General features: G+C 51.8%; 20 protein-coding genes. 7 read left to right on the top strand and 13 right to left on the bottom strand.

What is annotated here, in order from left to right:
* Positions 1 to 211 precede the first annotated feature (211 nt).
* Positions 212 to 424: a hypothetical protein gene (locus tag BMX45_RS24180; RefSeq protein ID WP_090912551.1), complete on the top strand. Its 213-nt coding sequence runs from the start codon at positions 212 to 214 to the stop codon at positions 422 to 424.
* Positions 425 to 516: 92 nt separating this feature from the next.
* Here the strand turns inward: BMX45_RS24180 and BMX45_RS24175 are convergent, their stop codons facing one another.
* From BMX45_RS24175 to BMX45_RS24165, 3 genes are all read right to left on the bottom strand, one after another.
* Positions 517 to 1806, bottom strand: coding sequence for an ABC transporter substrate-binding protein (locus BMX45_RS24175; RefSeq protein WP_090912549.1), 1290 nt, complete (start codon positions 1804 to 1806; stop codon positions 517 to 519).
* A gap of 139 nt (positions 1807 to 1945) precedes the next feature.
* Positions 1946 to 2782 (bottom strand): carbohydrate ABC transporter permease, encoded by an 837-nt coding sequence (locus BMX45_RS24170; protein ID WP_012818896.1) that lies wholly within the window; start codon positions 2780 to 2782, stop codon positions 1946 to 1948.
* A complete protein-coding gene (locus BMX45_RS24165) occupies positions 2782 to 3663 on the bottom strand; it encodes a carbohydrate ABC transporter permease (protein WP_009593034.1) in 882 nt (293 codons plus the stop codon). Before BMX45_RS24165 ends, BMX45_RS24170 begins: the two co-directional genes overlap by 1 nt.
* Positions 3664 to 3816: 153 nt before the next feature.
* Here BMX45_RS24165 and BMX45_RS24160 point away from each other — a divergent pair, with 153 nt between their 5' ends.
* The 3 genes from BMX45_RS24160 to BMX45_RS24150 all read left to right on the top strand — a co-directional run bounded on the left by BMX45_RS24160 (position 3817) and on the right by BMX45_RS24150 (position 8077).
* On the top strand, positions 3817 to 5601 hold the full coding sequence (locus BMX45_RS24160) for a sensor histidine kinase (protein ID WP_090912548.1): 1785 nt from the start codon (positions 3817 to 3819) through the stop codon (positions 5599 to 5601).
* A 1-nt stretch (position 5602) separates the two neighbouring features.
* A complete protein-coding gene (locus tag BMX45_RS24155) occupies positions 5603 to 7219 on the top strand; it encodes a response regulator (RefSeq protein WP_090912546.1) in 1617 nt (538 codons plus the stop codon).
* Positions 7220 to 7312: 93 nt separating this feature from the next.
* Positions 7313 to 8077 (top strand): tryptophan-rich sensory protein, encoded by a 765-nt coding sequence (locus BMX45_RS24150; protein WP_090912544.1) that lies wholly within the window; start codon positions 7313 to 7315, stop codon positions 8075 to 8077.
* A 105-nt stretch (positions 8078 to 8182) separates the two neighbouring features.
* Here the strand turns inward: BMX45_RS24150 and BMX45_RS24145 are convergent, their stop codons facing one another.
* The 8 genes from BMX45_RS24145 to BMX45_RS24110 all read right to left on the bottom strand — a co-directional run bounded on the left by BMX45_RS24145 (position 8183) and on the right by BMX45_RS24110 (position 14065).
* The gene (locus tag BMX45_RS24145; RefSeq protein WP_090912542.1) at positions 8183 to 8563 is read right to left on the bottom strand and encodes a RidA family protein; all 381 of its coding nucleotides are present in this window, start codon (positions 8561 to 8563) and stop codon (positions 8183 to 8185) included.
* Between the two features lie 68 nt (positions 8564 to 8631).
* Entirely contained in the window at positions 8632 to 9306 is a 675-nt protein-coding gene (locus BMX45_RS24140; RefSeq protein WP_090912540.1) for an NAD(P)H-binding protein, read from the bottom strand.
* Positions 9307 to 9377: 71 nt separating this feature from the next.
* Positions 9378 to 10664, bottom strand: coding sequence for an MFS transporter (locus tag BMX45_RS24135; protein WP_090912538.1), 1287 nt, complete (start codon positions 10662 to 10664; stop codon positions 9378 to 9380).
* A gap of 146 nt (positions 10665 to 10810) precedes the next feature.
* Entirely contained in the window at positions 10811 to 11101 is a 291-nt protein-coding gene (locus BMX45_RS24130; protein ID WP_090912536.1) for a hypothetical protein, read from the bottom strand.
* Positions 11102 to 11133: 32 nt separating this feature from the next.
* Positions 11134 to 11337 carry a CsbD family protein gene (locus tag BMX45_RS24125; RefSeq protein ID WP_090912534.1) on the bottom strand — a complete coding sequence of 68 codons (204 nt, stop codon included), beginning with the start codon at positions 11335 to 11337 and terminating at the stop codon, positions 11134 to 11136.
* Positions 11338 to 11581: 244 nt separating this feature from the next.
* A complete protein-coding gene (locus BMX45_RS24120; protein ID WP_012818889.1) occupies positions 11582 to 11797 on the bottom strand; it encodes a twin-arginine translocase TatA/TatE family subunit in 216 nt (71 codons plus the stop codon).
* An 89-nt stretch (positions 11798 to 11886) separates the two neighbouring features.
* A complete protein-coding gene (locus BMX45_RS24115; RefSeq protein ID WP_090912532.1) occupies positions 11887 to 12438 on the bottom strand; it encodes a RidA family protein in 552 nt (183 codons plus the stop codon).
* Positions 12439 to 12460: 22 nt separating this feature from the next.
* Positions 12461 to 14065 (bottom strand): flavin monoamine oxidase family protein, encoded by a 1605-nt coding sequence (locus tag BMX45_RS24110; protein WP_090912530.1) that lies wholly within the window; start codon positions 14063 to 14065, stop codon positions 12461 to 12463.
* A 282-nt stretch (positions 14066 to 14347) separates the two neighbouring features.
* Between BMX45_RS24110 and BMX45_RS24105 the strand changes: the two genes are divergently transcribed.
* Both BMX45_RS24105 and tatC read left to right on the top strand, forming a co-directional pair.
* A complete protein-coding gene (locus BMX45_RS24105) occupies positions 14348 to 14599 on the top strand; it encodes a MerR family transcriptional regulator (RefSeq protein ID WP_012818886.1) in 252 nt (83 codons plus the stop codon).
* Positions 14600 to 14622: 23 nt separating this feature from the next.
* The gene (gene tatC / locus BMX45_RS24100; protein WP_090912528.1) at positions 14623 to 15393 is read left to right on the top strand and encodes a twin-arginine translocase subunit TatC; all 771 of its coding nucleotides are present in this window, start codon (positions 14623 to 14625) and stop codon (positions 15391 to 15393) included.
* A gap of 193 nt (positions 15394 to 15586) precedes the next feature.
* On the opposite strand, the gene BMX45_RS24095 is transcribed toward tatC, so the two are convergent.
* Complete coding sequence (locus tag BMX45_RS24095; protein WP_090912526.1) at positions 15587 to 17089, bottom strand: HD-GYP domain-containing protein; 1503 nt, start codon at positions 17087 to 17089, stop codon at positions 15587 to 15589.
* 329 nt (positions 17090 to 17418) lie between these two features.
* Entirely contained in the window at positions 17419 to 18138 is a 720-nt protein-coding gene (locus BMX45_RS31085; protein ID WP_139212492.1) for a hypothetical protein, read from the bottom strand.
* Between BMX45_RS31085 and BMX45_RS24090 the strand changes: the two genes are divergently transcribed.
* Positions 18137 to 21579: hypothetical protein (locus tag BMX45_RS24090; RefSeq protein WP_090912524.1), on the top strand; the 3443-nt coding region annotated here is incomplete at its 3' end. The two genes, BMX45_RS31085 and BMX45_RS24090, sit on opposite strands and share 2 nt — an antisense overlap.

The following is a 21579-nucleotide window of genomic DNA, read 5'->3' as shown; positions in this document are numbered from 1 at the left end:
TTTATCATACCATGTATTTACTATTTCGTTATGATCTATGTATTGCATAGCGAATTCTTCTATATATAGAGTAATGAAAAATCCCTGTTCTTATGCAGTCTCCCGTTCATTCTTGCCGCCCAAAATTTCGAAGCCTGCATTTTTATGCGACCCTTCCGCTGATCCGGCGTATGTAGATCATACATTAAGAGTTCGGGAGGGTCTTGCATTTATGAGTTTTGTAGGCTTTGGTATTTTCGGGATTGCGGCTTTATTGCTGGTATTGTTCTTCTTCCTTCTTCACATTGCCGTCTGCGTATGGGGTTATAACGATGCCCGGCGGAAAGGGCGCAGTCCCGAGTTCGCGATTCTTGTTGTGCTGGGTTTATTGTTCTTCCCTGTAGTGGGTCTTATTATTTACCTGCTGATCCGCAATAATTATTAGCCTCCACAACAAAAAGACGGCGCAGGTTCATCCTGCACCGTCTTTTTTTGACGTCCATAATCATTTGGTTTGCACTCGTGAAGACCTCGCGATTACTTCGCCTTTAAGCTGTCCCATGATTTCTGAATGCCTTCGAACAATTGGGTTTTGTCCACGTTGCCAGCTACATACCCTTGCATCTGGCTGCCGAATTCATTCATGCCGCCATCAGGGAATTTGTTGAATTCCCAGCTGAGCGCTTTGTTCTCTTGGCTGTATTTCATGACATCGTTCCCCAGATCGCCAAGCGTCTCGCTGTTCGCCTCGATGCTGGTCAGCGCCGGGATGAATTTGAACTCTTCCGTAATGTAGCGTTTACCGGTCTCGGAAGTGACGAGCCAGTTCAGGAATTCCTTGGCTTCGTCCTTCACCTTCGATTTGTTGTTCACGACCCAGTTGTTCGGCACGCCGACCGGAAGCTTGTCGTTCTCTTCAGCGTTGTCATTGATCGGCATCGGCAGTAGGCCGATGTTCAGATCCGGGTTGATGCCGTCGATCTGCACCTGCGTCCAGTTTCCGTTCTGGGTCATGGCCGCTTCACCGCTGGCAAAGGTCGTGATTTCCGTGTTGTAATCGGTCGTCAGCGGGTTCTTCTGGCCGTATTGGACGGTGAGGTCGAACAGTCGCATCCATTCATCGAACTTCGCGTTGCCTACCAGCTTCTCCGTGCCTTCATTCATTCCTTTGACGAATGCAGCGGGATCTTCCTGATGGGCGAACGGAATGTTCAGCAAGTGGTTGGCCAAAATCCAGGTTTCCTGGTATCCGTTCACGAATGACGTAATCCCAGCCGCTTGCAGTTTTTTGGCAGCTTCTTCGAGCTCTGTGAGCGTCTTAGGAAGTTCGGTGATTCCCGCTTGCTCAAACAAGTCTTTGTTATAGATGAATCCGTAACCCTCGATGGTCATCGGTTGTCCGTACAGTTTACCGTCTTTTGTCATCGGTTCTTTGGCAACGTCAACAACGTCCTTCACCCATGGCTGGTCCGAGAGATCCTCGACATTCTCAAACCACGTCTCGAGATCGCGGTATCCGCCGACGTTGAAAATGTCGGGCTCATCGCCGGAAGCGAACTTCGCCTTCAGCGCCGCACCGTAATCGGAGCCGCCGCCAACCGTTTGAATATCCAGCTTGATGCCGGGATGCTCTTTTTCGTACTCGGCCTTCAGTTTGTTCAAAGCCTCGGCGATTTCGACTTTAAATTGAAAAATCTTAATCGTTTTCGTGCCGCCCTCGGCACCGCCTTCAGCGCCTTGGCCCTCCTCATTGTTGCCGCCGCAAGCTGCAAGCAGCGTGGAGAAAGCCAATACCATGACCAGGAGCAGCTTACCGTATTTCTTCATTGTAAAACCTCCCTTTTCTTCTATAACATCGTGTCCAGCATTCGTTGATAGCGTTTACTTTTTCAGTATAATCAACCTATTTTCGTTAAATCAGGCATTATATTGATCTTTGAGGGGGAAGGAATTGACCGTTTGCGGATTAACCCTTCACCGCTCCTTGCGTAATGCCCTCAATGATGTACTTCTGCATGGCCAGGAAGAACAGAATGACCGGCATGATCCCCAGCACCAGCGCCGGGAGGGCCAAGTCCCACTGCTTGGTATACTGCCCAAAAAAGGCAAAAGTAGCAATTGGAATCGTCCGAAGCTCGGCAGACTGCAGAATCAGGGATGGCAGCAGGTAGTCATTCCATATCCACAAGGTGTTCAGGATGATCACCGTCACGAACATCGGCTTCATCAGCGGGAAAACCACCCGGAAGAATACGCCGTACCCGCTGGAACCATCCACGGTTGCGGCTTCCTCGATCTCCATCGGGATCGATTTCACGAAGCCATGGAACAGGAATACGCTCAGCGGAACCCCGAAGCCCAGGTAACAGATAATCAGTCCGTACAAGCTGTTGTTAATGCCGAGCGTTGCCGTCACTTTCACGAGCGGAATCATGATCGATTGGAACGGAATGACCATCGCTGCCACAAACAGCGCAAACATGATCTGGTTAAAACGTGTGTTGCGGCGAACCATCTGGTAAGCGGTCATGGCGCTTAACATCGCCAGCAGCAGGTTGCTCGCCACCGTAACGACCAGCGAATTCCAGAACGCCTGCGGGAAGTTGGTAATGTCCCACGCCCGTGAATAATTGCTCCATTCGAACGTGGTCGGAAGCCCCGCCGAATCGGTTAACAGCTCGCCGAAGGTTTTGACGGAGTTCACGAACAGGAAGTAGAACGGGACCAGGAAGAGCAATGCCACGATGACCATGATGATCTCGGTGGCCATGGTGTTCAGCCGGTATTTTCTTGTGGTCTCCATTAGGCTTCAACCTCCTTGCTCTTCGTGAATCGGACTTGCAAGCTTGTGATGATGGCAACCACGATGAAGAATATGACCGCCTTCGCCGTTCCGAGTCCGAGGCGGTTATTCGTATAGGCCTCGTTGTAAATATTCATGGCTACCGACTCGGTCGAGCCGAACGGGCCGCCTTTGGTCAGGGATAGGTTCAGGTCGAACATTTTGAATGACCAGGAGATCGCCAGGAACAAACATACCGTAACCGCCGGCATGACAAGCGGGATGATGATGGACCGCAGTACCTGCCCTCTGCTCGCCCCGTCGATTTCGGCAGCTTCCAGAATATCCTTTGGCACATTGTTAAGCGAGGAGATATAGATGACCATCAGGTATCCGGCCGTCTGCCATACGAAAACGATTACAATTGCCCAAAAGGCAGTTCCCTTTGTGCCGAGCCAAGGCAGGTTAAAGAATCCGAGGTTCGTGGCATTGCCGATCGCCGCAAACCCTTTGACAAAGATAAACTGCCAGATGAAACCGAGCAGCAGGCCGCCGATGACGTTTGGCATGAAGAAGATCGTCCGCAGCACGTTTCGTGTCTTCAGCGGCTTCGTCAGAAAGTACGCCAGAATAAATCCTAGAAGATTCGTAAGGATGACGCCAAGCACCGTAAACCGGGTCGTAAACCAGAAAGCATCCCGGAATTTATCATCGTTGGTAAAGATGGTAACAAAATTATCAAAGCCGACAAAGTCGATTTTGCTTGACACGCCATTCCAGTTCGTGAAGGAATAATAAAGACCCAGGAGGAACGGAATGATCATGATGAGGATGAAAAATATGGTGGAGGGTCCCACGAAAAGAAACTGCTGCAGCAGTGCCGAAGATTTTTTTCGATTCATCCCTTGATCTCTCCTTTTCGTTAAGTTGTTGTATGATGTACAGCTATTATGCGGTAACCTGTAAACAATAAACACGGAGAATCATGAACCGTTAGGTGTAAAATATTGACCATGCGCGCTTATGCCCATTCGATAATTCCGAGGTGATCCTTCATGAAATATCGCAGCATCCAGACCCGGCTGATCACGTTCATGCTCGCCGTCACGACCATTCCGCTCCTGCTCTCGTTAATCATCACGTTTACGCATACGCGCGAGTCCGTGAAGGAGCAGACGGTGAACGAAAATGTGCGGCTGATCTATCAAGGAGCGACCAATCTGATGAACTATCTGCGCGGCATCGACCGCGCGTCGCTGTCCGTTTATTCGGATCCCCATTTTTTGCGCAACCTTGCCCTGGATCCCGATAACCACCGGGTCGTAGCCGAGCTGTATGCCACCTTACAGGCCATCCAAACGGGCACGCAGGACGTTCACCAGATTTATCTGCACAATCAATTGACGGGACAATCCACCCAGATATCCAGCAATCTGCCAAGAAGGGAATTCCGGCAGGCTCCGTACCGCAAAATAGAAGAGTTCGGCAAAGGCAATACAGCCATCGAGCCCGTTCATCAGGTGCATAGTTACGGGTTCCCTCCGCGGCCAGCGGACATCCTGGATTTTGAAGTGATCACCTTCTACCGATCCATCACCAACGTGCCTGCGCCGGACCAATATGCCCTCATGGCCATTGACGTGAAACTCGACAGTATCTTGGCCATATGCGATCAGCTGTATGCTAAAGGGGAAGAGGCGCTATACTTGATTGATAGCAGCGGCAGCATCATATACGGTCCGGATCCGCAGCAGAGAGGCCAGGCACTGGACGATCCTGAGCTAATGGGCGCAATCGCTCAAACGAATAACGGTTATTATGACGGCGAGGATGCGATGATTGTCTATGAGAAGCTCGATTTGCCTTACGCACCCTGGACGCTCGTCAAGCAAATTCCGCACCAAACGCTGTACAAACATTCGACGGAATTAACGAGCATTAACGCGATTATTGCGATATTAGCGCTATTCATTGTTATATTCGGCACATTATGGATATCGATTCGAATCACAAAACCCATTAAACAGCTCACAACCTATATGAATCAGGTGAAAACCGGGCGGCTCGACGTGAATATTGACGTGACAAGCCCGGATGAGATCGGGATTCTGTCCCGACGCTTCCGAACGATGATGGATACCATCAACAACCTGATCCTGCGCGAGTACCGGCTGGAAATCGCTAATAAAACCAACCAGCTGAAGGCGCTCCAAGCCCAGATCGATCCGCATTTTCTGTACAATACGCTCCAGTCCATCGGCACGTTGGCTCTGCAGCACAAGGTGCCGCGGATCTATTCCCTGCTCTCCTCGCTGGCGAATATGATGCGCTACAATATGCGCAACAGCGAGGGCAAAGTGACGCTTCAGGATGAGATCAACCATGTGCGGCTGTACCTTGAGCTGCAGAAACAGCGGTTCCGCGATCAGCTGGAAATCATCTGGGATGTGGATCCGGAGAGCCTCACGACCCCGGTTCCGAAGATGATCCTGCAGCCGGTCGTTGAGAATTATTTCAAGCATGGCATGAACACGCACGCCGGCGTCGGCCGCATCTCCATATCCACCCGCATCGCGGAGGATGGCCGCTTAATCGTTGTCATTGAGAATAACGGGGCTTCCATCGAGGCGGCGGAGCTTGCCTCGATCCGCGGCAAACTTGAGACGGCCTTTCATCACCCTGACCGAAACGATGCCGGCGAAGATTCTATCGGGCTGTTGAATGTATACATGCGTTTGAACCTGTACTCCAACAATCATGCTGAATTAACCATAGAGAATGCAGAGCCCCACGGCGTCAAGGTTACGCTCGATATCCAACCACGGGAGAGTGAACAGTAGAATGAGAGTATTGATCGTAGATGACGAACAGCACGTTCGGGAAGCTATAGGGCTTCTGGCAGACTGGGAACGGCATGGCATAACGGAGATCGACCAAGCCGCCGACGGCGAGGAAGCGGTACGGCTTATCGAGGAGAAGAAGCCGCAGATTGTCGTGACCGACATGCGGATGCCCCGCAAAAACGGACTTGAGCTGCTGACCTGGCTGCATGCCACGAAACCGGATATTAAAGTGCTTGTCATCAGCGGATACGATGATTTTGAATATGTGCGCCATACCATCCGTTCGGGAGGCATCGATTATATTCTCAAGCCCGTGGATCCGGACAGCTTGAACGAGGCGCTGGCCAAAGCGGTTGAAACCTGGCGGCTTGAGGAAGAGAAACGGCGGCATATGACCAATCAGACTATTGAAATGAATCAGATGACCCCATACTACATGGACCGCCTGCTCTCGGATCTTGTGAACGGCTACGGAAGCCGGGAAAGCGTCGTCTCTCAATTGCGGAACCGGATGACGCTGCCCGAAACCGGCATGGCTTGCAACGTTGCCGTGCTCCGCGACGATCAATTCGACGAAGCTTTGCTGTCCAAATTCCGCAATAGGCGGCATCTGCTGTCCTTCACCCTCATCAACATTTGCAATGAGCTGTTGAAGGATCGCGGAGTAGCCTTCCGGCATATCGACAAGCCCGGAGAAATCATCCTGCTCTGTTGGAATCCACGTCTTCCCTTTAACGACCTGCTGGATCGAATCAATGACGGGTTCTTCTCCACCCTTCGCAGGCGGAGCCATTTCGGCGCCGCCGAAGCGGGCGCTTTTCCCCAAGATCTGCCCAAGGCTTATTCGACTGCAGTCCAAGCGCTGTGCAGCCGTAATCTATTGACCGGCAAGTGCCACATCCATCGGGAGCGCGCCGTCGAAAGCGAGGGCTCGCGCACCCTGCGGCTCTCCTCCTACGAGGAGGAATTCAAGCTGGCCGCGCTCAGCGGGAGCAAGGAGCGCATCGAGGCGGCCACGGAAGAGTGGCTGCAGGAGGTTCGCGAGAGGGATCTTGTGTCTCCCGAGCATCTGATGAGGTGGAATTCGGAATGGGACTGGATCCAGTATCATTGGACGGAAAATGAAGTGAAAAGCACACAGGAGCCCGTCGAGGACGCTGAAATTTCACAGGACCTTCCCTCCGCGCTCCCTTACAGCGAGGATGGCATGATTTGCTGGGACCGCTGGCGCGAACAGATCAGCGGAAGGCTCTATGCGGCATCCCGGGTCCTTACCCAGATCCATTCGAAGGACAGTCACATTATTCATGACATAGCCCATTACTTGGAGCAGCACTATCATGATGAGATTTCGCTGCAGCAGATCGCAGGCAAGTTCTTTCTTAGCAGGGAATACATTTCCCGTAAATTCAAGCAGGAATTCGGCGTGACGTTATCGGATTTTCTCGGGCGGATTCGAATCGAGAAAGCCAAAACGCTGCTGCTCAATCCCCAAATTCGGATCGCCCAGATCGCAGAGATGGTCGGTTACCAGGACGAGAAATATTTTAGCAAAGTGTTCAAGAAGATGGAGGGTTTCACGCCGAACGAATACCGCAAGAAGCATATGAATTAAGGAGGCTATGAACCCCCTTCTTTTAGCTGCTGGCTCGATATCCATACTTTTGGGTATATTCTGTATAGTCCAGACTATTTAGGAGGAGATTGTATGTACCGCACGAACCCGTACCGCTGGTGGAATCTGCTGTTCTTCCTCGGGGTTATCACCGTGAACGTGTTATCGGGCATGCTGCCGCTGGGCGGCAGAACGACCGGGGAGATATCGGATATGTATTATACGGCGATCACTCCCGCAGGATATGCCTTTACCATATGGTCCGTTATCTATGTGCTGCTGCTCTTTTTTGCCATCTACCAGCTGCGCCGCGACTCCGGAAACCGGGATTCCGTCAAATCCATCGGTCCATGGTTTATTCTCAGCTGCGTATTCAATATGGCCTGGCTTGTACTATGGCACTATTTGTTTATTGAATGGTCTGTCGTTGTGATGTTATTACTGCTGCTGACCCTATGGGTTCTATATGTGCGCACGCATGCGATAGACTATCCGTCGCCCGGCGAGAGATTCTGCCTGAAGCTACCGTTCAGCCTATATATCGGCTGGGTGTGCCCTGCCTTTATCGTCAATGTCGGGATCGTGTTCCAGAAGAATGGCTGGAGCCTCTTCGGGCTACGCGAGTCCGCTTTGGGTATCGCCCTGCTCTGCGTAGGCGCTTTACTCGCCATCCTGATCGGACTGCGATACCGGGACGGCATCGTACCGCTGGTCTTCACCTGGGCTTACATCGCCATCGCCGCCGAGCATCGGGAGACCGATAGTATCTTAATGACCGGCTTCGTGCTATCGATCGTCTTGTTTGTATTTGCCATATGGCTCTTCTTCACGCGCAATCGGAGACGATCCCGGTATTAATGCGTGGATTCATCGGCTCGTTCTTCAGAATCTTCATCAAAAGGAATTTGAACAAGCAAAAGGAGCTTTGCCGACGCAGGCAAAGCTCCTTTACGTTCATATTGTTTATTTCTTAACGGCTATAACCTCGATTTCTACCAATCCGTCCTTCGGCAGACGAGCAACCTCCACGGCACTGCGCGCAGGATACGGCTCGGAGAAGAAACTGCCGTACACTTCGTTCACTGCCGCGAAATCGTTCATATCCTTCAGGAATACCGTGGTTTTAACCACTTGTTCCAGGCTTGTCCCGGCAGCTTCAAGGATTGCCTTGACATTGCTGAGCGAAAGCTTCGCCTGTTCCTGGACCCCTTCACCGAATTCTCCTGTTGCCGGATTCAATCCCAGCTGGCCTGAAGTATATACGAATCCGTTGATTTCTACAGCTTGGCTGTATGGTCCGATGGCTCCCGGGGCTTTGTCGGTCGATATGATATGTTTACTCATGATATATCACCCTTTCTATGTATTCCTATCTGTGTACATTGTAATCCGCCGCGGGTTCTCTGGCAAATTTAATCAGCGGCCTCGCCTAGAACATGCATCACTTCATTGGTGTATATATGATGGCCTTTCATATCCGTTAGACCGATGTTTACCATGGACCTCGCGACCTTCTGCGCCGGAATGGCCCGGTATGGGGCAAGCTTCGGACCCCTGAATGCAAAGTCGAGGGAAGTCATCAGAATCGAAGCCGCCCGCTCCCCAAACCGCCGTTCGGGCCTCTCCCCCAGCAATAACGACGGTCTGAACAGATGCAGTCCCCGGAAACCGATTCCGGCCAATCGTTCTTCCACTTCTCCCTTGGTGCGAAGATAGAAATTACGAACCTTCGGATTGGCGCCTACGGAGCTGACCGCCATAAATTGCCTCACTCCGTACTGCTTGGCCAGCTCTGCGGTCTTAATGACATAGTCCACATCCACCTTACGGAACTGCTGCTGGGACCCCGCTTTCCTAATCGTGGTCCCCAGACAGCAATACACGCTATGGACGCCGGAAAAAGCGTCCCCGTATCGATCCAGCCGATCCCACTCCACCAAGATGGGCAGCAGCTTGGGATGCGTGACCTCCGGGAGTCTTCGCACCAGCACGCGCACTTCATCAAGCTCCCCACGGCTCAGCAGCTCATCGGTTACCGAATGCCCTACAAGCCCCGTGGCCCCGACTACGAGTGCAACCTTTCCCAACGAAACCCCTCCTTTTCGTTCATCATATGAAATATCCATGACATGAAAGACATCAGCTGCCGGCCGTTCTTCTAAGCGGAACGAAGCACTCTCCGCCCCACCGTTAAAGCAATCAGCACCATCAACACGCCCACCGCGGTTTGAAAGCCATATCGGGATACCCAGTCGGGCGCTTGTGCAATCCCTTTGAATATGAGACCGCCCAGCATGGGACCGAGAAAAGAGGCAAACCCCGTAATGGAGGAGTATACGGCAATGAACATCGGCCGTTCGCTTTTCGGCGTATCTCCGATCATGAAGTTAAAGGCAAGCTGGTTAAAGCCGCCCACGCCGGCACCAAGCAGCATATGCGATAACAGCAGCACCGGAATCACGGGCAGGACGGACAGCAAGCCCCATGCCAAGCACGACCCCGCAATCAGCGGCAATGTCCAATAGAGCAAGGTTCTGTTGCTGAAACGCGCATTCAAATTCCCCCATACGTAGAAACCGATCATCATGATCACGGTCTGCGCAACGGTCATGATGGATACGATCGAATACGAAATATGCAGAACGTCCAGCATGGCGTACGAGTAGAGCGGAACAATCAAGGTCTGCAGAAAGAGCCAGCCGGCCAGAAACAGCGTGGATTTGATGAATGTGGTATCCGACAGCGGCTTGCGGATCATCGCCCTAAACTGACGCTCGCTCGAATGCTCGAAGGGAGGATCAGGATACAAAAAGAACATGGATAAGTTCGCAGCGATGGCAATCCAAGAAATCATAAACAGAATCAGGAAGCCCTCGCCGCCGGGGTAACGGTCCAGGATGATCCCGCCAACAAACAGGGTTAGGGCTCCGAGCGCATTCAGGATGGTATTGCGTATGCCGAAATATCGTCCCCGCACTTTGGCCGGCACCATGTCGCTAATCAGCGAGGTCCATAGCATGCCGGATACGGTATTGGCAATAAAGGCACCCATATAAAGGATCATAAACACCGGAACCCACCATCGTTCCGGGAAAATAAACGGGATCAAGCCCGTAGCCCCCCACAACATGCGGTGCATAAAGGTAAACACAATCATTGCTTTCTTGCGGTACTGCAAGCGCTGGATCAGGTACGCAACCAGAATCTGAAGCACGTTGAACAGCGTGGTGACGGCCAGAACAAAACCAACCTCACTGGATTCCGCACCTAAGTACAATAAGTACCCTGTCAAAAAGGGACCGCCCAGCAGCGTCTGCAAAATGATCGCCGGAACCCCTTCCCATGTGGCCGTCATCAAATGTTTGCGTTGATGCGAAACCTGTTTGCGCGGCTTGTGAATAACCTGGACAGCCTTGATGTTGATACACTCCTTCGATGTCTTCAAATGGGCTGATCAAACTTCCTTTTGACCTCATTCTACACCGCATCGGACCCAAGTCAATATGACTTTTGAAATATAAAACTCACATGAATTTCTCATTGCATAATAGCTGGACAGCCAGGCTTAAAAAGCCAAAAAAAGAGCGCAAATCAGGCTCGATTTGCGCTCTTTCTCCATGCGGTTATGAAACCGGCCAGCGGTTTCCATTCCCTGCCGAGCCAGCCGGAGGACTCGGAAGATTCCTCCGCCATGAGGCCCGGAGCAGGTTCTGCCGCCTGCTGACTGTCCGTGACAGGGAGAATCTCCTCGTTCGTCATCTCATAGTATCCCAAATGATAGTATCCCAAATGATAGGTGCTGACCATGTCTCCGTGTAAGGTAAACACCTTGCCGTCACGAATATCGATCACCTTGCCGGTCACAACACGGGATTCCAACATGATTCGTACTGCCTCCCTTATCGTCTTGTGGACTAGTCGCGGTATCTTGCACTCCAATCCGTATATTCGCGCTCTGCCGCATCCTTCGTATGTCCGTAGCGTTCCTGCAGCTTGCCAACCAATTTATCTTTTTCGCCGTCGATCACATTAAGATCGTCATCCGTCAATTTGCCCCATTGCTTCTTCGCTTCACCCTTCATCTGCTTCCATTTCCCTTTAAATACGTTGCTATCCATAGATATCAGCTCCTCTTAGCGTAATGGATGATGAATTGTATCATTGCCTGTACTTGTGTATACCCGTCAGGAGTTTCTCTGAATCCTGCTAAACGATGACAACGGGGCGTTCCGCTCTCGAACCATACCTCAAGTGCGGCATGCAAAAAGCTGCCGCCATGGACTTCAATCATCCGTGGCAGCAGCTTGGTTTGTACAGAAATATCCACTTTCATAGCCTAATAAGAGAGATTAAACTTCCCGATCATCCTTTCAGTTTGATGACGGCTCCCTCCCTTTCCCTCTCCTTATCCTTCTCCTCCTCTTTATCCTCGCCAACCAGCTCTCTGGCGGAGGCTTTGAATTCGGACAATGTGCGGCCCACCGCCCGGCCGAGCTCGGGCAGCTTGGAAGGGCCGAACAGAATGAGCACGACAATCAAGATCATCATCAATCCGACGAAACCGACATTTTGGAACATAGAACCCAACTCCTTTAATATGTGATGGTAACGGTTCATGTCGAAAGCCAGCGGCTATTCGATCCGCCGCTTCGCGAAACGAGGACAACTTACTTTTTCTTATCCTTATTCGGGTATACGGCTACGGCCTCAATCTCAATCAACCAATCGGCATTCACAAGACCGGCTACCCCCACGGTGGAACGCGCAGGCTTAACCGGATTCTCCTTCGTATTAAAGAATTGGGCGTATGCGTCAAACCAGCCGGTATAATCAAAGGTCCCGTTCTTCGCTGCATCCGGGGTCAGGTACACTCTCAAATAGACGACATCCTTCATCGTCAATCCCTGCTCCTTCAGCTGCTTCTCGATTTCCTTCAGGATGCCGATCCCCTGGGTTTTCGTATCGCCGTAACGTTCATAAACCGTTTTGCCGTCTTTGTTCAACAATGGCGGAACCGTCCCGCTCGTATAGAGATAGGAGGAACCCTCCGGCACGACTACCCCGCTGGAGATCGAGGATGTAGGACTGCCGTAAAATTTGGGGGCCGGCAAAGCTTTGGCCGGCTTCTTATGGGCAGAAGCACCGTCGGCATATGCGGTTACGCTTACGGCACTGAACAGCATGGCGAGTGCCAGGAACGTCTTCAGTTTATTTTTCATGGGTTATGGACTCCCTTCTCCATTATGCTTTCATGACGCGTTGATGGATATCGGTTACGACCTCGCGCGCGGACTCGATGGCGCCTGCCTGCCAGGCCGTAATGTAGCTGATATGCTCCCCTGCCAGGTAAATGCGGTTATCCGGCTTGCAGAGGGTCGGATAGTAGGTTTTCCTATCATTGGCGGAATAGGATACCCAGCCTCCCTCCTGGTATTGGGTCTTCTTCCAGTCGATCGAGAAGGAGGCCTCGAACTCCTTCGGATACTGGGGATGGATTTTGGCCCCCTGCGTCAATGCCAGTTTCTCGCGCTCGGCATACGACATGCCGCCGAGTTTATCGGCGATGCCCCCGTACGCATAATAGCCGAGCAGGATCCCCTTCTTTCCGAAATAGTCTGTCGGCGGATAGTAGATTTGCGTAATGTCCATATTCGTCAAGCTGCTGCCGCCGTACAGATACTCGTCTTCTTCCCAGAAACGGCGCTTGAACTGCAAACCGATTTTACCTGCGGAGGCGTAGCCCACGCTGCCGATGGCTTTGGACATCTCCGGCGAGAAGTCGGCCGGGATCTTCTTCAATACCGTCAGCGGTATGGTGCAGATGCAGTAATCGCCGCGGACTTCCTGGTCTCTGCCGGAATGGCCGTCCGCATACACAATCCGCACGCCGGAGGAGGACTGGCGAATTTCCTTCACCTCGGCTCGGTACTTGATCCGGCTGCCTACCCGTTTCTCGAATGCCTTGACGATGGCGTCCATGCCGCCTACGGGATGAAACATCATCATCTGCTGGTCATAACCGTATTCGTTGCTAAAATATTTTCCGAAGCCGGAATTGATGATGGCCTTCAAATCGAACGGATCGCGGAGCACGCCGGCATCCAGGCGGCTTCCCGGTTCATCCTTATACCCGCCGCGCTCCGATCCCTTGTAGAACAGGTCCGGATTCAGATCTCCTTCGGCCTTCAGATAATCCACCAGCTTCAGCTTCTCTTCCGCCGTCAGCGGCAGATCCAGCGCATTTTGATTAACGGCTTTGGCCAGCATCTCGGCCACGTAACCGCGTACGTCGGCTTTGGCTGCACGCTTGGGGACGCGCTGTCCGGACAAAGCCCCCACGTTCTCGTTGTAGTAATAGCCGCTCTCGTTCACGTTGTTGAAGGGCTCGATGGCTACGCCAAACTTCTTGCAATAATCCAGCGTGACGTGAAACTGGGGAATCCGCATCGGGCCTGCATTGAAATACAGTCCGTTATCAAAACGGGAAGTCTGACGGCCGGATCCGATCTCCGACACGGAGGTTCCTTTGCGGATCGTCCAATTACGCCCGCCGGCAAAGCTTTTTGCCTCCAATATCGTGCAGTCGTAACCTGCCAGACCAAGCTCATACGCTGCCGTCAGGCCCGCGATCCCTGCGCCGAGAATAACGATCTTCTTGCCGCCCCGGCCGCTGAGATGCAGGTCATTTTTTCCGGGTGGAGTATATTCCGCAGCTTTCAACGTTTCCGGCGTAAGGAGCCCCATCGTACCCATCAAGCTGAAGACGGCGACAGATCCGCCTACCTTGCCAACGGTCGTCAGAAATTGTCTTCGGGTCATCTCTTTTGGTTGTTCTTTAGTAGCCACCTTCGTTCACTCCTTCGCTAGTTTGGGATTGGATTGGATTCATGAGCCGATCTTAGCAGAGAAAACAAGGTTTGACTTAAAATATGCAAGGATTTCTAACACTGTTTTTTTATTTTTGAAAAACGATTGCTTTTTCACCTTCTTTTTCATAAAATCATGTCATAAATCCTTCCAAAAGGAATGGATTCACCCAAATTATTACCGTTTTATCTTCTTTGGTTTTAATCCCAAGCCATTAACAAAAGCTCAGGGTTAACAATACTTACATAGGAGGTAAAGAGCATGGAGAGTAAGGTGATGAGTATTGGGGTTGTTTGCGAACTGACCGGATTGACGGAAAGGCAAATCCGGTATTACGAGGAACGCAAGCTCATATTTCCGGAGCGTACGAAGGGAGGGAACCGAAGATATTCTTTTGAGGATGTGAAGAGCATTCAGGAAATCCATCAAAAAATGCAGGAGGGATTTAATACGTTTGAACTGAAGGAATTGAATAAATCGAAAAAGCAGCGCTGCACGCCCATCTTCCGATGATGACCAAAGGAGTGACGAAGTCTATGGAGTTCAAAAATACCATGACGCTGCTTGAGCACATCGCCGAACTTAGAAAGCGAATCCTTCTGGTAGCCGCCGTCTTTCTCCTAAGCATGGCGGCAGGCCTGATCGCCGCACCCCATGTGTTATCCATGTTAAAGCATCATTCGCCGGCCTTTCAGGTAACCTGGAACGTATTCTCGCCCTGGGACGGACTCCGCATCTATATGAGCATCAGCATCGTATTATCTCTGCTTCCTACCTTGCCGTTCGCCCTGCATCAAATCTGGCTGTTTGTCAATCAGGGACTGAACGGCCGCGAGCAGAAAGCGGCCCTTCGGTTTATCCCCTTCTCTGCGTTATGTTTTCTCATAGGGGTCGCGTTTGCGTACTTTGTCGTTTTTCCGATGAGCCTCGCTTTTACGACGGGAATCAACAGTCAGATGGACCTCGTCGAGACGTACGGCGTCGCCCAGTACTTCGGTTTCATGTTCAATATCATCATCCCGCTGTCTCTTGCCTTCGAGCTGCCTGTCATCGTCCTGTTTCTGACGCGAATAGGAATATTAAGCCCGGCTATCCTGCATACCATGAGGCGCTACGCCTACGTCGTTTTGGTTATCGTTGCGGCGCTCATCTCGCCGCCTGACCTCGTGTCTCACCTAATGGTTGCCGTCCCGCTCATCGGCCTATATGAAATCAGCACATGGCTGGCAGGCTGGATGCATCGCAAGGGGAAGCTTGCAGAGCATGAAGAAGGTACGGAAATCGATACGGCTCAACAGATGACCTGATATCCTTGCTTTTCCTATCGGCTCCTGTAAGGAATCAGCATGATGATCGTTACACTTGCTGGGACTGCAGCATTTGGGCCCGGCCGTGAGTGACGACATATACACAAAAAAGAGGCCGTATACCTGCACAGGTACGGCCTCTTACTTATTCATCATAGAATCCGAGCCGTTGCGTTCCTTGGCTGGTCCCCCGTTAACGGATCGTAATGATCTTCTTCTCCGCTTTCATGTATTTCACGAACATGCCCGCATAATCGGGATCCCACTGGGTTCCCCTACCGGCTTCCAAAATGCTCAACGCATCCGCGGATTTCATGCCGCTTCGGTACGGCCGATCCGACGTCATGGCATCATAGGCATCGGCCACCGCAATAATCCTGCCGAACAGCGGTATTTCCTTTCCCTTCAGCCCGTCAGGGTACCCGCCTCCGTCATAGCGCTCATGGTGGGAGCGCACCCCCTCCAGGTAAGGAGCCATCGCATCGGCAGGCTCGATTTGCAGCAGAATGTTCTCCCCTTGCGCCGGATGGGCCTTTACCTGATCGAACTCCTCTGCCGTCAGTTTCCCTTCCTTCAGCAAAATGTTGTCCCTGACCCCAATCTTGCCGATATCATGCAGCAATGCCGTCTTATGCAAAAGATCAACCTGTTCTTCGCTTAGTCCGGCCAGACGGCCGATCAAAACCGAATATTCCGCCACCCGAAGCGAATGGCCGGCCGTGTAAGGATCTCTGGCATCCAGCGCCGCTGCCAAAGCGGCAAAATAACTGTCCAGCAGCTTGCGGTTCCGTTCCTCGCGCACCTGCAGCCCGCGGACCATCATATTAAAACCCGCGATCAAATTGGAAAATTCATCGGAGTAGAGATTGGAGGTCTGAATCAGACGCCCCTCCTTGATCTCATTCATCGCCCGGTACAGCTGACGGATGGGACGCTGCAAATCCTGGGTCAAGAGCCAGGCGCCGATATAAGCAAATCCGACCCCGAGCAGCAATATAAATCCGGCCCAGCCCCAATACTGCTGGGCTACAATCTGACTAAGCCCCTCCAACCGGATCTGCACGGCCAAACTGAACAGAAATAGCGGGAAGGTGCCAATCAGCATCGTGCTCAGCAGAAACTTCGTCCGAATCGCCATGAACACATGGCCCTCAAGCGAGAAATCCACGCCATAACGCGACAGCGCCTGCCGCCGAACTTCCTTGATCAAAGGGCGAATGGCGGCTATGGTCAGGAAAAATTCGATCATGGCATGACAGCTGGCCAGCAGGACCGCTCCCAGGGAAGCCAGCCATATGTAGAACGGCGGGAAATTCAGCTTCCCCTGCTCCATCATCCAAACGGTAAGCAGAATGGCCGGAAGCGACAAACCGAGCAGATGCGGTCCGAATATGCGATATACCGCCAAACGCGGCATACGGTGAATGCTCAAATACGCTTTTTCCAACGTTTCCAAATCCGTATGGCCTTCAAATCCCGCGTGGATCGGCCGTAAATGGCGAAGAAAGACCGTCAGCTCCGATGCGACCATTACCATGAACGAAATGGCCAATATGAGCATTAGACGCACGCCTTCCCGGGTGGGAATCTCGAGGGTCGTTACCATTAATACGCCACCCACAACAAGCACAGCTGCAATGGACCCGATCATATAGTTCCGGATTAGCTGTTTAAGAAAAGACTTATACAGTTGCATGGAACGCCTACTTTCATTAACGGATAATAAACATCGGCAAGGCATATGCGATCCGAACGTATTCGACATGATGCTACAAGTTCAAGAGCTCGGCAGCAGAATTTGCAAGAAAAAACTGTTAATATGAATATCGTAGGATTTCAGGAAAAAATCAAGCGTTTTTGCATGTCATTCTAATATTCGTTTGAATATCTTTGCTTATTACATGCAGCTGTGCTATAATAAATAATTGTTACACGAAGTTTAACCCCGTAAGTTCCTCGAAACATGGTTATTTACATCTCTGTTGAAGTGCAAATTCCTATTTTATGACCCTAAAAGTATGAGTTTTATGGAACGGTTTTCTGATTCACACTGGAGCGGTCATCGGAGCCGCAAGGACGAAAGAGAGGCAGGGCTTTTGTCGTTTTAGAAGCAAAGATTCTTGAAGAAACTTCAAATACGGAACCGACTGTGCAGCCGTAATGGCGCCAGGGGTTAAATTTTATAAGCGCTCTTAAGCGCACAATGAAGGACTCGGCCTCTGCCGGGTCCTTTTTCCATGGATGCGCCGCCATTTCGATTCTTCGAATCCCAAAAGACCAGTGACAGCCGCCTAAACGGCTGCATATGATACCGGAGACGATCAGTATTCGGAAGGAGCGTGCAGTTTTGAAGAAAAAGAAAAAAAACTCGTCAACATCTTCTAACCAACCCTTCAGAGTTGACCCTGGTACCAGGGAACTCGACCTGTTGGGGCGGGGTAATGGGCGCAGTCCTGAAAAAGAAAAAGAAACAGAAACAGAACAAGATAAAGAAGCCCGCATTCTTTCAACATTACCCCTCGCGGATCCGGAAGAGGATCTCATCGGCATTTTCGAATTAAGGCAGCAAGAAAGAGAAGCAGTCATCAAACCCGTAATATCAGACGAAGCTATTTCTTTATCAACAGAGGTTACTGCATTTACTGATGCCGTGACAGTAAATTCCGACTCCGCCGCGTCAGCAACTGACTCCACAACATTATCTTCTACAGAAGCCGTGACACTGTCTTCTGCAGATTCTTCCATGACACTGTCTTCTGACCATTTGACGCTTTCTTCCGATCCTCTGCCGAACACGGAAATCGAGCCGGAGCAGTTGATTCTTGAAAAGGAAATGCCAGAAATTAAGGGAGCCTTTATATTTACAGAGGACATAGGGGAGTATGCCATAACCGAGAACCGGATCGCCTCCAAATCGGTTACGGCTTCCAAGCTTGCTCGTGGAGCGGTCGGTCCCGAAGCGCTGCAAGACTATAGCGTTTCCAGCCTTCATCTTGCAGACGAAGCCGTGACCTCAAGCAAAATTGCTCCATTGTCAATCACGGGCGAACATCTCATGGATGGAATCTTATCGACGCGCAAATTCAGGGACGGCTCGGTCAACGCAAGCAAAATCAAGGATGGCAGCATAACCACCCAAAAGCTGGCGGACCATGCCGTTGAAGGGAAGAAAATAGCCGACGGAGCTATTACAGCAAGGCATCTCGAGCAGCTGCTCGTATCGACGGAGCTGCTGGACGACCAATCTGTCATTGGGGAAAAAATCGCATCAAGCGCCGTAGAAACCCGGCATATATCCAATGAGGCGATTCACACTTCCAAGCTTGCCGACAATGCCGTCACGTCATCCAAAATTCGCGATGGCGCCATCACCGGAAACAAAATAGCGGATAGCGCCGTAGACGGCTCCCATATACAGCAGAAATCCATTAACAGCGACCATCTCGTCAGCAGGGCCGTGACATCGGAGCATATTGCCAAGGGAAGCATCGGCCCCGACCAAATTGCTGTTAGAGGCATTGGCGCCGACCATATTCAGAATGGATCGCTGGGCGCCCGCCATCTGGAAGACGGCGCAATTGGGCCTGATCAGATTCAGCCTGGTTCCATCGGTCCCGAGCAGATCGACGTCAGCGCCGTGTCCACCCGTCACTTGAGCGATTCCAGTATAACGAGCTCCAAACTTGCCGATCAGTCAGTCCATACAGCCAAACTGGTCGAGCAGGCTGTTACGGCCTCAAAAATTGCCGATCAGAGTGTTCTCCCGAGTAAGATTGCCAATGAAGCTGTACAAACCCGTCATTTGGCTAAAGGGGCGGTAGAATCATCCCAAATCGCTTCGGAGGCTGTTCAAGCCCGGCATCTCTCTCAAGATGCGGTCAAAGCAAAACATATCGCAATCGGCAGCATCTTGCCACAGCACTTTGCTCCTGAAAGCGTGCTGGGTGCGGCAATCCACTCCAGAACGATTGGAGAGCAGCACATGGCGGACCGTTCCATCGCGAGACAGCATCTCCAGCGAGAATCGGTTGGGGAGGAACAGCTTGCACCTGAAAGTGTAACGGGCAGCAAGTTGGCTTTGGGCTCGGTTGGCGGCAGCATTATTAGGCAGAGCGGCGTGACTTCCAGCAATATCGCAAGCCAATCCATTCTGCAGCAGCATCTGGCTGCGGACAGTGTCGGAGCACATGCCATACAAGACGGGGCGATCCAATCATCGCATTTGACCAACGGCTCGGTTGCCAGCTGCCATTTACAGACCGAGAGCGTAGGAACAGAAGCGCTTGGACGCGGAGCGGTAACGAGCGACAAAATTGCCGAAGGCAGCGTAATCGAATCCTCTATCGGCGAAGGGGTTATTGCACCTCGGCATCTGGCAGACCATGCTGTAACATCCCTGAAACTGTCACCGGAAAGCGTGTCGACCGACAAGCTGGTGGATCTTTCCGTTACGTCGTCCAAACTTGCCGAAGGCAGCATCACTGGTGACAAAATAGCATCCCAAGCCATCCGTTCCACCCACCTGTCAACCCATTCCGTCGCCAAGGAAGCCATTCAGAATGGAGCCGTTACCTCAGACAAAATTGCCCAGCAGGCGGTTGAGGGAGTGCATCTTGGACTGGAATCCATTTTGGGCAAACATATCACCCAGGAAGCCATCCATGGCTACCACTTGAAAAAGAAGTCCATTACGTTAAACCATTTGGCTGACGAGAGCCGATCGCCCGATATGCTGTTTGCCGACGGAAGCATTCCAGGAACGAAGCTTGAATCGCAATCGATTACGGAAGACCACCTCACCCCTTCATCTGTGTCGGGGACCGCATTGAAAACAAACGCCGTTAGCGGAGAAAAAATCAAACCGCTCTCCATCTCGGCAGTGCATCTGCAAGAAGCGAGCGTCCTTTCGGACCATCTTGGTTTGGAAGCGGTCAAATCACAGCATATTGAGGATATCGCTGTAACCGATCGGCATATTGCGTCAGGCTCGATCAGCGCAAAGCATATCCAGAACGAAAGCATTGAATCGTCGCACATCGAGAACGGTGCCGTTCTTTCCGAGCATATTGCCGGAGAATCGATCCATGGAAACCATCTCAGTGAAGGGGCTGTGGCATCCAGACATATAGAGTTATTCTCTATTCAAAGCCACCATCTCGCCCCTTACTCCGTCAACATGGCCCATCTGGCGGATCAGTCTGTCGGCCATGTCCACTTGCAACCGGATAGTGTGGGAGTCGATCAATTGCAGCCAGGGTCCGTCAAATCAAGACAATTGGCAGAAGGTGCCGTGCTTCCCCATCATTTGCAGACGCACAGCATCAGCACGAAGCATATTGAAGCCGGCGCAATTACAACGGAGCTTATTCAGGATCATGGGGTTACGGGAGCAAAAATTGCCCATGGAACGATCACCGGCTCAAACATTGCGGCAGGTTCTCTGAACGGCTCCAAAATAGCCGAGGGCTCTATTGAAAGCCGGCATCTCGGACCGGACGCCTTTGATAACTTCAACCTGGCTAACGGCTCCGTTACGGGGAGCCAAATCGCCAAGGAAACCATTACGGGCGCGAATATTGCAGCCGATGCTTTGAACGGTTCCAAGATTGCCAAGGGCTCTATCGAAAGCAAGCACCTTGCACCGGACGCTTTTGAAAACTTCACTTTAGCCGAAAGCTCTGTAACAGGAAGTCAAATTGCTGAGGGAACCATCACGGGGGCGAACGTCGCCGATGGGTCCTTGAACGGTTCCAAGATTGCCGAAGGCTCCATTGAGAGCAAACACCTTGCACCAAATGCTTTTGACGACTTCACCCTGGCTGACGGCTCTGTTACCGGAAACCAAATCGCTGAAGGGACCATCACCGGCGCGAACGTCGCCGATGGGTCCCTGAAAGGTTCGAAGATCGCCGAAGGCTCCATCGAGAGCCGGCACCTTGCACCGGATGCCTTTGATAACTTCACCCTGGCCGGCGGATCTGTATCCGGAAGGCAAATCGCTAAGGGGACCATCACGGGGGCGAACGTAGCCGACGGCTCCTTGAACGGGGCGCAGATTGCCGAGGGCTCCATCGAAAGCAAGCACCTTGCACCGAATGCTTTTGACAACTTCACCTTAGACGAGGGCTCTGTTACGGGAAATCAAATCGCTGAGGGAACCATCACCGGCGCGAACATCGCCGACGG

Origin of the sequence: Paenibacillus sp. cl141a (genome assembly GCF_900109305.1) — a bacterium.
In the GTDB taxonomy this organism is placed as follows: domain Bacteria; phylum Bacillota; class Bacilli; order Paenibacillales; family Paenibacillaceae; genus Paenibacillus_AQ; species Paenibacillus_AQ lautus_A.
The sequence above is the reverse complement of the archived record's forward strand: the minus strand, read 5'-3'. Positions and strand labels throughout refer to the sequence as shown.